Raw genomic sequence first — 14,251 nt, forward strand, 5'->3', positions numbered from 1 at the left:
TAAACGCCATTTCTACATGGGCCGCTACAGATAGGCTGTTCGACAGGTTAGACTTGCCGCTTTGCCTATACCCCAAGGAATTCTCGCGTGAACACGGAAAATCATTCCCAGACGGCCGCCTTTCTCTGGTCGATTGCCGACCTGCTGCGTGGTGATTTCAAGCAATCCCAGTACGGCCGCATCATCCTGCCATTTACCCTGCTGCGGCGGATGGAGTGCGTGCTGGCACCGACTAAGGCCGAAGTCATCAAACAGACCTTCGCTCAGGAAGGCCGCCCAGACACCGTACGCGAGATAATTCTCCTACGAACAGCAGGTCAGCAATTTTTCAATGCTTCGCCGCTGACCCTGGAAACCCTGTCGGATACCCAGACCGCTGCTGACCTGATGAGCTACGTACAAGCCTTCAGCAAAGACGCCCGCGAGATCTTCGAACACTTCCACTTCGAAGACTTTGTTCAGCAACTGGCTAGCGCCAACCTGCTCTATCAAGTGGTGCAACGCTTTGCTGCCACCGACCTGAGTCCCGAGCACATCAGCAACTTCGGCATGGGCATCATCTTCGAAGAGCTGATCCGTAAGTTTGCTGAAAGCTCCAACGAAACCGCCGGGGAGCACTTCACCCCACGGGATATCGTGCACCTCACCACTTCGCTGGTGATCACCGATCAAGACCACAAGCTCGCGCCCAACAAGATCGTCACCATCTATGACCCGACCGCAGGTACGGGCGGCTTTCTGTCGGAAGGCGATGAGTACATTCAGTCCATCAGCGAAAAGGTCAGCGTCTCTCTGCACGGCCAAGAGCTGAATCCCGAGTCCTATGCAATCTGCAAGGCAGACATGCTGATCAAGGGCCAGAAGGTCGAGAACATCAAACTCGGCAATACCCTGTCCAATGACCAATTGGTCGGCCCCGAGCATCACTTCGACTTCATGCTCAGCAACCCGCCGTTCGGCGTGGAATGGAAGAAAGTACAAAAACAGATCACCGACGAGCATAACCATAAAGGCTTCGACGGTCGTTTTGGCCCGGGCCTGCCACGGGTGTCCGACGGTTCGCTGCTGTTCCTCTTGCATCTGGTCAGCAAAATGCGTGACCCACGCGACGGTGGCTCGCGCATCGGCATCATCCTCAACGGCTCGCCGCTGTTTACCGGTGGCGCGGGCTCGGGTGAGTCGGAGATTCGCCGCTACCTGCTGCAAAACGATCTAGTCGAAGCCATAGTCGCGCTGCCAACAGACATGTTCTACAACACCGGCATCGCCACCTATGTATGGATACTCAGCAACCACAAGGCCGCTGCGCGCCAGGGCAAGGTGCAGTTGATCGACGGCAGCCAGCACTACGCCAAAATGCGTAAATCGCTAGGCAGCAAGCGTCAGTACATCACCGAAGAGCAAATCAACGAACTGGTGCGCCTGTATGGCAGCTTCAAGCAAACCGTACAGAGTAAAATCTTCCCCATCGACGCCTTCGGCTACCGGCGCATCACCGTCGAGCGCCCACTACGGCTAAACTTCCAAACCAACGCCGAGCGCGTCGCCAAAGTGCTGGAAGAAAAAGCCATCCAGAAACTCGACAGCGCCGCGCAACAGCAACTGATGACAGCCCTACAAGCGATGGACGCCAGAGTGCTGCACCGCAATCGCGAGCAGTTCAGCAAACTGCTGAAAAAAGCCTTTACCGCCCACAGCGTCAGCCTCAGCGCACCGGAGCTGAAAGCCTTGCTCAATGCCTTGAGCGAGCGCGACCCCGAGGCGGATATCTGCATGACCAAGGGCCAGCCGGAAGCAGACGCCGGCTTGCGCGACAACGAGAACGTGCCGCTGGGCGAGTCGGTGTACGACTATTTCCAGCGTGAAGTCATCCCCCATGTGCCGGATGCCTGGATCGACGTGAGTAAGACCGATGCGCTGGACGGCGAGGTCGGTATTGTCGGCTTCGAGATTCCCTTTAATCGGCACTTCTATGTGTTCCAACCGCCGCGTCCGCTGACTGAGATCGATCGCGATCTCAAGGCCTGTACCGACCGTATCAAGCAGATGATCGAAGGGCTTTCAGCATGAGCTTTCCCGCGTACACGGCTTATAAAGACTCGGGAGTGGAATGGCTCGGGGATGTTCCGGCGCATTGGACTCTGCATAAACTCAAACACATTGCTCGTTTTTCAGGTGGTGGTACACCAAGCAGGGATAATTTGATCTATTGGAATGGCAACATTCCGTGGATATCGCCAAAAGACATGAAGGTCGAGCTAATTATTAGCGCAGAAGAAAGCATTACTGCGGAAGGGTTGCAAAACAGCACTACTTCCCTCGTGCCGCCTGGTGCGATCCTCATCGTGGTGAGGTCGGGTATCTTGAAACACACGATTCCGGCTGCAATCAACAAAGTTGAAGTGGCTTTGAACCAAGATATGAAAGCTCTCAGGTTTGACCCTAAACTGGCAATTGGGAAGTTTTTTCTACGCTGGATACAAGGCTTTAATGATCAGCTCCTACATGCTTGGCTGAAGCAAGGCGCTACAGTCGAGAGCATTGAGCAAGACTATCTTTCGGATACGACTATTCCCCTGCCCGACTTTAGCGAGCAGAGGAAGATTGTTAATTTCCTCGACCACGAAACCGCCCGCATCGACGCGCTGATCGAAGAGCAGCAGCGCCTGATCGAACTGCTCAAGGAAAAGCGCCAGGCGATCATCTCCCACGCAGTCACAAAAGGCCTCGATCCCACAGTTCCGAAGAAAGACTCCGGCGTGGAGTGGCTAGCCGAGGTACCGGCGCATTGGGTTGTAATCAAACTTGGGCTAGTTACATCTGAGCGATGTGATGGCCCTTTTGGTTCAGCATTGAAGTCTGACCATTACACTGATGAGGGTGTCAGAGTCATTCGCCTGCAGAATATAAAATCAGGATGGTTTAACAATACTGATTCCGCCTTTATTGATAGTGAATATTTTTTTTCAAGCATCAATAAGAGCGATGTACTGCCTGGTGATGTTTTGATTGCTGGTTTGGGCGACGAAAAAAATCCGGTTGGACGAGCATGTGTAGCTCCAGGAAACCTAGGTTCCGCAATGGTTAAAGCCGACTGTTTTAGATTTCGTCTCCTATCAGATGTCGCACTCTCCAAATTTGTTGCCCTCCAACTCACGTCTGGTGCTGTTGCGGATGCAGGAAGACTTTCCACTGGCTCCACTCGCTCTCGAATTCCCTTGTCATCAATGAGTACACGATTGATCGCCTTGCCGCCCATTGCGGAACAAAAAGCAGTTATTGAGTTTGTACAGGAAATAGATCAGCAACTGGACTCGCTTTTCAGTGAGGCTAAATGTGGAATTGAATTACTCCAAGAACGCCGCTCCGCCCTTATCTCCGCCGCCGTCACCGGCAAAATCGACGTACGCGGCTGGCAGCCACCAACCACTGCAGCATCCCCTGAATTAGCACAAGAGGCCGTGTAATGGCGGACAGCAAGGAAGCTCAGTTTCAGCAGGACATTATCGATGCTTTATCCGCCCAAGGCTGGCTAGTCGGCACTGCCAGTGGCTATGACCGGCGCACGGCGTTGTACACCGAAGATGTGCTGGGCTACTTCAAGGATGCCTGGCCGGAGCGTTGGGACAAGTTCGCCAAGGCCAACCCCAATGCCCCTGAAGATGTACTGATTCAGAAGCTGGTGCGCGAGCTGGAGCAGAGCGGCACCTTGGATGTGTTGCGTCATGGCTTCAAGTTGCCTGCAGTAAAAGTGGAGCTGTGTAGCTTCCAGCCCGACCACGGCATGAACCCCGACACCCTTAAGCGCTACCAACACAATCGCCTGCGGGTGGTGCCAGAGGTGTCTTACTCACCACACGCCCGCGAAGCGGGTGGCAGTGGGCAGAGTTACAACCCTCGGCTGGACTTGGTGCTGTTCGTTAACGGCATCCCCACCACTACGCTGGAGCTGAAAAGCGAGTTCAAGCAGTCGGTGGAAAACGCCAAGCGCCAATACCGCTACGACCGCCCGGTAAAAGACCCACTAACACGCAAGCCCGAACCGCTGCTGACCTTCAAGCGTGGCGCGCTGGTGCACTTTGCCGTGGGCCAGAACGAAGTGGCGATGACCACAAAGTTGGCGGGCAAGGACACCTTCTTCCTGCCCTTTAACCTCGGTACCGAGGAAGGCGGCGCCGGCAACCCAATGTCTGCCGACGACAGCCAATACGCCACCAGCTACCTCTGGCAACGCCTGTTGCAGCCCGATGCCTGGCTCAAGGTGCTGGGGCGCTTTCTGCACCTGGACAAAAAAACCAGCGAAGGCTTCGACGGCACACTGGTCACCAAGGAAACGATGATCTTCCCGCGTTACCACCAATGGGAAGTGGTCAACAAGCTGGTCAACACCACCCGCACCGAAGGGCCAGGCAAGCGCTATTTAATCCAGCACAGCGCCGGCTCGGGCAAGTCCAACTCCATCGCCTGGACGGCCCATCAACTGGCCTCGCTGTACGATGATGCCGGCCAGCGGTTGTTCAACTCGGTGATCGTGGTCACCGACCGCACGGTGCTGGACAGCCAACTGCAAAACACCATCTACCAGTTCGAGCACGCCCAGGGCGTGGTCAAACCCATCAGCCGTGACGTCGGCAATCAGAGCAAATCCGAACAACTGGCCGAGGCGCTGGCTGAGCAAACGCGCATCATCATCGTCACTATCCAGACCTTCCCTGCCCTGTTCGATGCCCTGGACAAGTACCCCAAGCTTGCCAGCGGGCGCTATGCGGTGATTGCCGATGAAGCGCACTCCTCGCAGACCGGCTCGTCGGCCAGCAAGCTGAAACAGATTCTTGGCAGCGATGTACCGGATGGAGAAGAAATCAGCGCCGAGGAACTGCTGGACGCCGCCGTGCAGGCACGCCAACCCAACGAGCGCATCAGCTACTACGCCTTCACCGCTACGCCCAAGGCCAAGACCCTGGAGTTGTTCGGGCGCCCTACCGACCCAACGCTGCCGGCCAGTTCCAGCAACAAGCCAGAGGCGTTTCATCTGTATTCCATGCGCCAGGCCATTGAGGAAGGCTTCATCCTCGACGTGCTGCGCAACTACACCACCTACAGCACCGCCTGGAAGATCGCCCACCCGGAGGGCGATGACGACGAGGTGGACAGCAAGAAAGCGCGCATCAAGCTGGCGCGTTGGGTGCGTTTGCACCCGTACAACATCAGCCAAAAGGTAGAAGTGATCGTCGAGCACTTCCGCGCCAATATCCGCAAGCTACTCAATGGCCAGGCCAAGGCCATGGTGGTGACCAGTAGCCGCCAGGAAGCGGTGCGCTACCAGTTGGCGGTGCGGGCCTACGTACAGCAGATGGGCTACAAGGATGTGCACCCGTTGGTGGCGTTCTCTGGCAGTGTGCTCGCGGATGAGGTGATCCCCGAAGAGGTGACGGAAAACAGCCACCTGCTTAACCCCGGCTTGCATGGCCGTGACTTGGCTGTGGCCTTCGACACCCAAGACTTCAACGTGATGATTGCGGCCAACAAGTACCAGACAGGTTTTGATCAGCCCAAGTTGTGTGCCATGTACGTGGACAAAAAGCTGCAAGGTGTGGACTGCGTGCAGACCCTGTCGCGGCTGAACCGTACTTTTGGTGACAGCAAGGAAACCTTCATCCTCGACTTCTTCAACGAGCCGCAGGACATTCTCGACGCCTTCTTGCCGTACTACACCAAGGCCGAGCTGACTGATGTCACCGACCCGCAGATCATCTACGACCTGCAGAAGAAGCTGGATGCCGAGGGCATCTATCACTGGCAAGAGGTCGAGGCATTCGCCATGGCTTTCTTCGACCCCAAAGCGGCCGCCAGCAAGCTCAGCTATTACTGCACACCCGCCAGGGAGCGCTTTGCCAAGCGCTACGCCTTTTCGCTGGAGTCGCACCAGCAGGCACTTGATTACAAACGCACCGCCGAAGCCAATGGCGACAGCGCTGGCTTAAAAAGGGCCGAGCATGCGCTGAAAGAAGCCGGTGAACAGATCGATCAGCTCGACCTGTTCCGCAAGAACCTACAGAGCTTTGTGCGCCTGTATGAGTTCCTCTCACAGATCATCCCTTATGAGGATCGTGAACTGGAGCAGCTCTGCGTGTACGCCAAGCACCTGCACCCGCTGCTGCGTTCGGATCGCCTGCAACAAGAAGACGTCGATGTGGGCGAGCTGCAATTGAGCCACTACCGCCTGAGCAAACGTGCTGAGCACCAGTTGCGCCTGAGCGAAGAAAAAGGCGAATACACCCTCAAACCCGGCAACGATGTGGGCAGCGGCAAGCCCCACGACCCAGAGAAAAAGCGCCTGTCGGAAATCATCGACGCGCTGAACGATATTTTTGGTGCCGAAACCCAAGATGACGACCAACTGCATTTTGCTACGGGCATCACCCAACGCCTGTTGCGCCAAGATGACTTGATGGCTCAAGTCAACAGCCACTCGGTGGACCAGGTGATGCACGGCCTGCTGCCAAAACGCGTGGTGGACACCGTACTCGACGCCATGACTGACAACGAAAAGCTGTCGTTGGAAGTACTGGATAACGAAACCAAGAGCCGAGCCTTTGCGCTGGTGATTTTGAAAATGCTCAAGGCAGCGGCAGGCCCCGCTGAGAGCGATCAACTGGGTTAAGGAGTAACCATGCCAATTCCAGACTTTCAAAGTGTGATGCGGCCGGTGCTGACCACCGTGCAGAACGGCGCACCACTGCCACTCAGAGAACTGCGCGAGCGTATTGCCGATCAGTTCCAACTGACCGAGGAGGAGCGCAAAGAGTACCTGCCCTCTGGGAATCAGACGGTAATCAATAACCGCGTAGGCTGGGCCCGAACGTATCTCAACAAAGCAGGGCTGCTGACCATTCCCGCCAAAGGCATGGTGCAAATCACCCCACGTGGCCTCGATGCTTTGGCCAATGGGCCCGCGCGCATCACCGTGAGCTGGCTGAAACAATTCCCCGAGTTCGCTGACTTTCATACCGCCAAGCCACAAACGGCAGACATCCCCGCTGCGCTGGATATCGCCCCATCGGAAACCACTCCCGATGAACAACTGGCCGAGGCTCACCAGGCACTTGTGCAATCACTGGCGGATGAACTGCTTGCTCAAGTACGAGCTGCAACGCCGAGCTTCTTCGAGCAAGTGGTGGTCGACCTGATGCTAGCCATGGGTTACGGAGGCTCACGTAAAGAAGCCGGCAAAGCCACCCAACTCACGAATGACGATGGCATCGACGGCATCATCAAGGAAGACAAACTCGGCCTCGACGTGATCTACCTACAAGCCAAGCGTTGGAGCAATACCGTACATCGCCCTGAGATCGACAAATTCATCGGTGCCCTGACCCGCCAACGGGCACGCAAAGGTGTGTTTATCACCACCTCGGATTTCTCCATGGGCGCAAGGGACGCGGCGCTGGGCTTGGATATCAAAGTGGTGTTGATTGATGGCGTCGAACTTGCTCAGTTAATGGTCGAGCACAACCTCGGGGTGAGCGTGAAGCAGGTGTACGAGGTCAAGCAGCTCGACAGTGATTATTTTGCGGAGGAGTGATCCAAAAACGCGCGTTTGACTCAACTCGACTGGCGCAAGATCAGCACTCTATTTACAACTCCGTGTAAGGCTAGTCCCTTTCTCCTGAGCGACCTGTCCTAGAGAGCTCAAACGCCTTGCACCTACAAAAAGCACCGCCTAGGCTCGGTCCATCGCTGCACATCAGTGATCGGGTTTAGCAGCTCGAAATAGCACATTGGCGCACCCACAAATATTGGAGATGCACCATGAAAAAGCTCGTTCCCGATCCGCCCCTGTCCTTGCCTGGGCAATTCAGAACCCCCGAACACGATATCGACACCCAGCGCATTCGCTTGGCCTTGGCGGCGAGTAACGCTGAAAGTTCGATCCTGAATAGCCTGAAAGACACCGTGCCTACATCCGTAGGTCATCAATCCATGTTCAGTGTCCGCCCCGGCATCAATGCCGAAGAAGCCTTGGTGCATGTGTCGTTGCTGCTGGACTGTGCGGTACAGGTCAGCGATGAAATCACCGAGCGCGCCAGTGGTGTGGAGCGCGGGTTGATTTGGTCGATGATCCATTCGGTGGAGATGGCTAGAGCGGTGGTGGATTCGTTACTGGATGCCAATAGACCGGCAGAAAACAGTCAGCAAATCTGAGGAAGGAGAAAACGGGGTAAGCCGTGACTTACCCCGTTGCCATCTGACTGAAGCGCTAAACAGCTTGCGACTAAAACTCAGTAACCGGCTTCTTTCTGATGCCGAAAGGCAAGTAGGTAAACAGCATCATCCGCACGCTCATGCCGATAAAGTGCGACATAACCCGAATCACCGAACTCGATGATCAGCTCGCGCAGCTCCGGCAGTTCTGGAAAGGGACGACCGATTTCTGGGTCTTCCTCCAGTCGAGCGATTTGACGCTCAATCACTTGGGCAGCTCGTTGAGCGATCAGCGGGCCTTTCTCGACTAGAAACTGGCGACAACGCTCCAACCCTTGCGCAGCACCTTCGGTGAGAATCAATCGTGGCACTTAGGCAGCTCCGCCTCAGCTTCAGTACCCCAGGTATTGAGCCAGGCCCGAGTTTCTTCGCCGGTCAGATGCCGACCCGTTTCCTGATACGCCGCCCAAGACGCCAAGGCTTCTTGTTTGAAGCCCTCACGGGCTTCCTCGCGCTCGACGTACTGCGCTATTGCTTCGCGCATAATCCAGTGGGACGAACGTTGACGCAGTCCCGCCAGATGCTGAATGCGTTTTTTCAGCTCGTCATCAATCTTGATAGAAGTGGCCATTGCCGAACCCTTGTTATCTAAAGGTATTACCTTTCGATAAGGTATCAGGCACCCAACGCAGCTGTCCATGCGCCGAAGGCGCGGATAATGTCACGCAGCCCTCGCCTGGGAGGACACCTGGGGAGGCAAATATGTATCTAAAAATAAACCTGACTTACCCCGTTTCCATCTAACTTCACCCCTTTCTCCGTGATGGATGAAAAACATTCATCACTCAGACCGGAGCGTTCAATAGCGCACCCATGATGAGGTTGTGATTCTGGTCTCAAGCCTGTAACGCGTCGAACAGTTAGGAATACCGTTCGTCTTTGCAAATGCACGTGCCTATTCGTATTGGACGGACTATTACCGCGATCTGATGAATCTCAGCCAGGTCGACTGGGCTGTCCTTCAGCGACGCGACTTCAAACGCGATCCCGATGACCTTAAAAAAGCTGGTAAGCCAGCTCCTACACGGGCTGGCGTCAACCGATGACTACGCGGTGTCACCGAACATTGCGATACAACATCAACCGCGCCCCCTCATGCATCCCCCGGGTCAACTCCAGCAACCGTTCAAACTCCTGCGGATGCTCCTGCGCCACATCCTCCCGCGGGGTGCTCGACGCCAAATCATGCAAGGTCGCACCACTGCCGTCATGCTGCATCTGCAACAAAAAGTCCTTGGTCACGCCGCCAATCACCGGAAAGGTCCCTTCCCTCAATACCAGCGGCACCACCCGCTCCCCCTCCGGCGCTGGCTGTTGAATATCCCGCCCCATGGCGCCATTGGTGAACGGCATCCCAGCCATGCCGGCCACGGTGGGCAGCAGGTCGGCAAGGCCGACGGCTTCTTCGATCACTCTGGGCTGCAACATCCCTGGCGCATGAATCAGCAACGGTACGTTGTTGCTTTCCAGCCCTAGCTGTTCAAACGCGGGGGCCATGTGGGGGATCTGGCTGATACGGGTGTTGTGGTCGCCGAAGAACACGAAAATCGTGTTGTCGTAGTAGCCCCCCGCCTTGGCGATCTCCATTAGCCGGCCGATGTTGAAGTCCAGGAGGCGCACGGCGTTGTATTGCGCAAGGCTGCGGGAACCGGCGGCCTGGACCGTTTCCAGGGGCAGGTCCTGGGCTTGGAAGCCGTCGTTGTCCTTGGGGAGGGTGAACGGGCGGTGGTTGCCGGAGGTTTGCAGGTAGGCGAAGAACGGCTGGTCCTGGGGGATGGCGCGCAGCAGGCGGTCGCTTTCCTTGAACAGGTCGAGGTCGGAGATGCCCCAGACGTCCACCTGGGGCGATTGCCAGTGGCTTTCGTCGTACAGGCGCACGTTGTCGATGCTCTGGCGGATCAGGCCGTTGATGTTGGCCCAGCCGGCGTTGCCGCCGATCAGGTAGAGCTTGTGGTAGTCGCTGAAGGCGTTGATCAGGCTGTGTTGGCGGGTGATCAGGGGCTGGCGGGTGGCGGTCTCTTGGCGGGTGACATCGGGCACGCCGGTGATGCTGGCCCACACGGTTTTGGCGGTGCCGGTGACCGGGACATAGAAGTGTTTGAAGAACCAGCTCTGGCGGGCCAGATGGTCGAGGTTGGGGGTGGGGTTGAGCGGGTTGCCGTAGGCGCCCACGGCGCTGGTGCCGAGGGATTCGAGCATGACGAAGATGACGTTGGGCGGCCGGGGGCGGTCGATGCGGTACGGCTGCACGCCTTGTTGGCGGGTGAAGTTCAGCCGCTGCGGGTCCGGGTGGTCGACGCCGAGGTAGCGGGCCAGGGCCGGGTAGTGTTGGCGCACTTGGGCTTCGTCGTACTGGGCTTGGCCGGCCTTGAGGGTGTCGTAGAAGAACAGCACGGGGTTGAGGCCCAGGGCGGCGATCTGGCTGTTGCCGGAGAAGTAGGCATCGCTCCAGCGCAGGGGCACGGGGTTTTCCAGGTTGAGGTTTTCTACCCGGCCCAGCAGGGCGAGGAACACGGCGGCAATGCCCAGGGCGCTGACGCTGGCCAGGGACCAGCGGCCCAGGGGTTGCGCCGGGCGGTCTAGGGTAAGGCGTTCCAGGCGCAGCAAGGCGTAGCAGCACAGGGCCAGGGCGCTGCCCCAGGCGAGGACGATCCACAGCACCGGGTAGCTTTCCCAGAGCATTTGCCGGGAGATCTGTGCGTCGTCCAGGTAGCGCAGCACGGTGGCGTTGATGCGCACGCCGAGGTAGGCGTAGTGGCCGAAGTCGATGATGTACAGCAGCCCTACCCCGCCCAGCACCAGCAGCAGGTAGGCCCGGGCCAGCCAGCGCAGGGCCGGCAGGCGCAGCAGGTTCCAGCGCGGCAGCCAGGCCAGCAGGGCCAGGGGCAGCAGTAGCAGCAGGGTCAGGCGCAGGTCGAAGCGCAGGCCGATGCCGAGGGTCTGGAGGATGGCCTCGCGCTGGTCGGCGGCGCTCAGGTCCACCCCGGAAAACCCCACGGCGAACAGCAGCCGCAGCAGTGCCAGCAAGCCGAATACCAGCCCGATTGCGCCCACGCCGTAGCGCAGGCGGCGTGATTGCAACCCGCCCATCATTGACCTCTGTGTGGTGTTGTCGAAGGCCGCGGTGCGGCCGGTTGGTTTACCCGGCAAGGGGCTGCCCGCGGCTGCGCTGGGTGACGCGGCGCCACAGCCACAGCAGCAGACCGCCGCTGCCGGCGATCAGGCAGTAGCCCGCCAGCAGCGGGTCCAGCAGGTAGTCCCAGTAGTTCTCCGAAGGCTTGAGACGCAGGGCGAAGGCCAGGGTCCCGGCCGCCAGCATCAGCACCACCAGCAGGTTGCGCTGCCACAGCAGCACCAGCGCCGCCAGGCCCATCAGCACGATCATCGGCCGTGGGTTGTAGCCCCAGCGGTAGGGGTCGAAATAGGTCAGGCCCAGGGTCGCGGGGTACAGGCTCAGGGTCAGGCCGATAAACAGCAGCAGGACCTGCACCCGGTGTTTGGCTGGCAAGGGCGCAATCACCCCCAAGTGCCGCAGGCTGGCCCAGCCCAGCAGCACCAGGGTGCTGATGGCCAGATCATCGGTGAAGCTGCGCACATAGGCCGCCAGCGGCAGTTGGTTCAGTGGGATGAAGCTGACCAGGGCCAGCACGGGCAGCAGCCAGGGCCGCCAGGGCGCGGTCAGGCGCAGGCTGCCAAGCAGCACGAAACCCAGGAGGATAAAACTCAGGTGGGCTTGCCACAGGGACAGCATCACAGGCGCTCCGCCAGCCACGCCGCGTTGAAGCTGACGTGCTTGATAAAGGTGTTGTTCCAGGAATAGACCAGGTGGTACAGGCCGTCCGCCCCGCGGCTGAAGTAGGGGTATTCGTACTCGAAGTCGCAGCCCTGGGGCTTGCACACCCGGTAGTCGAGGTTGCTCAAGAAGCGCTGTTCCAGGGGCAGGCGCCGGGCGCCGCTGGAGGCGCGGAAGCCTTCACCGATGATGTCCTTGTAGGCCTCGTGGGAAAACGGCTGGCCTAAAGGATCGGGGGACTGGTCCAGTTCCACCAGCGGGCGCCATTGGCTGAGGCCGGCGTCGGTGCCGTACAGGCTGAGTCTGAAGCGCCCGTCCTGCAGGTCGTTGAGGGCCACCAGCAGGCCCTGGTCGTCGGTGCCCACTGCCGCCAGGGACGAGTTGGGGTTGGACGGTTGCAGCGGATAGGGCTCGCTCCAGGTCTGCCCGGCGTCTTCGGTGCGGCTGGCCAGGACCTTGTGGTGGGTGTCGCCGGCGTAGCGCAGCATGGCCACGGCGCGGCGTTCGTCCAGGGGCACGATGGTCGGTTGCAGGGAGTGCTTGCCGCGGCTGATGCGGAATTTGTCGATCACCGCGCCATCGGCGCTCAGGTACAGGTACTCGGCGAACTTGCCCATGAACTCGTGGTACACCGGCAGGCCGATGGCGCCGTCGGCATGGAACACCGGCGCGGCGCGCACCAGGGTGCTGATGTTGAAGAACGGCGAGGTCACCAACTGCCGCGGCGCCGACCAGCTGCGCCCCAGGTCGTCGGAGACCATCAGGTTGATGGCGCTGGTGGCCCAACCGCCCACCGACACCGAAACGTAGAACATCCACAGGCGCTGGTCCGGGCCCAGGGCGATCACCGGGTTGCCGAGCTTGCGGATATAGCGCCCGGTGCCGTCCCGGGTCGATTCGCGGGTGGCCAGCACCTGCTCGGCGCCCCACTCGCCAGTCTTGGCGTCAAAGCGTGCGCTGCGCACTTGCACATCGGCGGCGCCCTCTCGGGAGCCGGCGAACCACACGGCCATCAGGTCGCCGCCGGGCAAGGCGGTCACCGAGGACGAATGCACGAAGTCATCCAGGTCCGAGGAGACGAAGCGGCTGTTGTATTGCGGCGTGCTGTCGGTCGTAGCCGAATCGCTGCTGAGCGCAGCCTGGGCAAACGGCGCCAGTTGATGAGGCGGATGGCTACGCCAGGCGGCGATAAAGACGGCGGCCAAGAGCAGGCTGCTGCAGATGAAGCTCAGGCGAAAGGACAGCGCACGCATAAAGGAGCCCGTGGCAAGTGCCGGTTGGGAACAAGGGAAAACGTCAGCGCCGCTCAGGACCCGGCAAGGGTCGGCGGCGGCCGGTGAGCATCGACAACGGCAGGTTGTCGCGCACTTGGAAGCTTTCAAAAATCGCCGCGCACACATGCAGCAGCACCAGGCCCAGCAGCACATCGGCGCTGGTTTCGTGCACCTGCAGCGGCCAGTCGGCGCCCCACAAGGCATCGACCTCCTCCATCAAGAAACCGCTGACGCCGATCAGCAACAGCGCCAGCAACATCAGCAGCATCACCAAAGCCCCGAGGGGCGAATGCCCCAGGCGGTGCTCGGGGCGCCCGGCCCACAGCGAGCGCAGGTGCCGCGCCAGCCGGGCCCGGGTCGGCCAGAAGTCGGACCAGCGCGCACTGCGCGGCCCGACAAATCCCCAGACTGTGCGCAGCAGCAGCCAGGCCATGGCGTAGTAGCCCAGCCAGACGTGCCAGTCGTCACCGGCTTCATTGAAGAAGTAGTTGCCGATAAAGACCCCGGCGATGGACAGGTGAAACAGTCGCACCAGCGGGTCCCACAGCCGCAGGGACGCGTGCGGCATCAGCCTTTGATCTCGGTCTTAACTGCCTTGCCGGTCACCGGGTCGTGGTAGATCTCGACCTTGCGCTGGTCCTTGTCGAAGCCGTAGATCTCGTAGCAGTTGCCGTCGGTGACCTTGAACTTGCTGATCTGGTAGCCCTGGGCCTTGAGCTGGTCCTGGAAGGCTTGCGGGTCTTGCCATTGCGAGCGTTCGGCGGTGGTGCATTGCGGGCCGGCGATGGCCAGGGGGCTGGCAAGAACCAGGGACAGCAGCAGGACTTTGCGCATAGAGAAACGCTCCGGTAATGGGGGAGATTGCACTGTGCAAAACCAAGCTTAGTGAAAGCTTAGTTGGCAACGCGCGGTAACATTT

The 14,251-nt window shown here is 59.1% G+C and carries 12 protein-coding genes and 1 pseudogene; 6 read left to right on the forward strand and 7 right to left on the reverse strand.

What is annotated here, in order from left to right; translation table 11 throughout:
• Positions 1-87: 87 nt before the first annotated feature.
• The 5 genes from J5M73_RS17695 to J5M73_RS17715 all read left to right on the forward strand — a co-directional run bounded on the left by J5M73_RS17695 (position 88) and on the right by J5M73_RS17715 (position 8,205).
• Positions 88-2,070: a class I SAM-dependent DNA methyltransferase gene (locus J5M73_RS17695; protein ID WP_102864767.1), complete on the forward strand. Its 1,983-nt coding sequence runs from the start codon at positions 88-90 to the stop codon at positions 2,068-2,070.
• A complete protein-coding gene (locus J5M73_RS17700; RefSeq protein ID WP_102864766.1) occupies positions 2,067-3,467 on the forward strand; it encodes a restriction endonuclease subunit S in 1,401 nt (466 codons plus the stop codon). Before J5M73_RS17695 ends, J5M73_RS17700 begins: the two co-directional genes overlap by 4 nt.
• On the forward strand, positions 3,467-6,664 hold the full coding sequence (locus J5M73_RS17705; protein ID WP_102864765.1) for a DEAD/DEAH box helicase family protein: 3,198 nt from the start codon (positions 3,467-3,469) through the stop codon (positions 6,662-6,664). The genes J5M73_RS17700 and J5M73_RS17705 overlap by 1 nt, the downstream gene beginning before the upstream one ends.
• Positions 6,665-6,673: 9 nt before the next feature.
• A complete protein-coding gene (locus J5M73_RS17710; protein WP_102864764.1) occupies positions 6,674-7,585 on the forward strand; it encodes a restriction endonuclease in 912 nt (303 codons plus the stop codon).
• A 227-nt stretch (positions 7,586-7,812) separates the two neighbouring features.
• A complete protein-coding gene (locus J5M73_RS17715; RefSeq protein WP_102864763.1) occupies positions 7,813-8,205 on the forward strand; it encodes a DUF3077 domain-containing protein in 393 nt (130 codons plus the stop codon).
• A gap of 77 nt (positions 8,206-8,282) precedes the next feature.
• On the opposite strand, the gene J5M73_RS17720 is transcribed toward J5M73_RS17715, so the two are convergent.
• Both J5M73_RS17720 and J5M73_RS17725 read right to left on the reverse strand, forming a co-directional pair.
• Positions 8,283-8,537 (reverse strand): type II toxin-antitoxin system RelE/ParE family toxin, encoded by a 255-nt coding sequence (locus J5M73_RS17720; RefSeq protein WP_243433848.1) that lies wholly within the window; start codon positions 8,535-8,537, stop codon positions 8,283-8,285.
• A gap of 26 nt (positions 8,538-8,563) precedes the next feature.
• Positions 8,564-8,836, reverse strand: coding sequence for a CopG family ribbon-helix-helix protein (locus J5M73_RS17725; protein ID WP_102864761.1), 273 nt, complete (start codon positions 8,834-8,836; stop codon positions 8,564-8,566).
• Positions 8,837-9,010: 174 nt separating this feature from the next.
• Here J5M73_RS17725 and J5M73_RS32170 point away from each other — a divergent pair.
• Positions 9,011-9,269 (forward strand): annotated as a pseudogene (locus tag J5M73_RS32170) (DarT ssDNA thymidine ADP-ribosyltransferase family protein); the annotation flags it as partial.
• Between the two features lie 52 nt (positions 9,270-9,321).
• On the opposite strand, the gene J5M73_RS17735 reads toward J5M73_RS32170, so the two are convergent.
• Genes J5M73_RS17735 through J5M73_RS17755 form a run of 5 tightly spaced genes read right to left on the reverse strand, consistent with a single transcriptional unit; the run spans position 9,322 to position 14,166 of the window.
• Positions 9,322-11,355 carry an LTA synthase family protein gene (locus tag J5M73_RS17735; protein ID WP_102864760.1) on the reverse strand — a complete coding sequence of 678 codons (2,034 nt, stop codon included), beginning with the start codon at positions 11,353-11,355 and terminating at the stop codon, positions 9,322-9,324.
• Between the two features lie 49 nt (positions 11,356-11,404).
• Positions 11,405-12,016, reverse strand: coding sequence for a hypothetical protein (locus tag J5M73_RS17740; RefSeq protein WP_102864759.1), 612 nt, complete (start codon positions 12,014-12,016; stop codon positions 11,405-11,407).
• A complete protein-coding gene (locus J5M73_RS17745) occupies positions 12,016-13,311 on the reverse strand; it encodes a sialidase family protein (RefSeq protein WP_102864758.1) in 1,296 nt (431 codons plus the stop codon). The genes J5M73_RS17740 and J5M73_RS17745 overlap by 1 nt, the downstream gene beginning before the upstream one ends.
• Positions 13,312-13,354: 43 nt before the next feature.
• The gene (locus tag J5M73_RS17750) at positions 13,355-13,900 is read right to left on the reverse strand and encodes a cytochrome b/b6 domain-containing protein (protein WP_102864757.1); all 546 of its coding nucleotides are present in this window, start codon (positions 13,898-13,900) and stop codon (positions 13,355-13,357) included.
• Positions 13,900-14,166 (reverse strand): PepSY domain-containing protein, encoded by a 267-nt coding sequence (locus J5M73_RS17755; protein ID WP_060840094.1) that lies wholly within the window; start codon positions 14,164-14,166, stop codon positions 13,900-13,902. The genes J5M73_RS17750 and J5M73_RS17755 overlap by 1 nt, the downstream gene beginning before the upstream one ends.
• Positions 14,167-14,251: the final 85 nt, after the last annotated feature.

This window comes from Pseudomonas sp. 50_B (assembly GCF_017491625.1).
Lineage (GTDB): Bacteria > Pseudomonadota > Gammaproteobacteria > Pseudomonadales > Pseudomonadaceae > Aquipseudomonas > Aquipseudomonas danubii.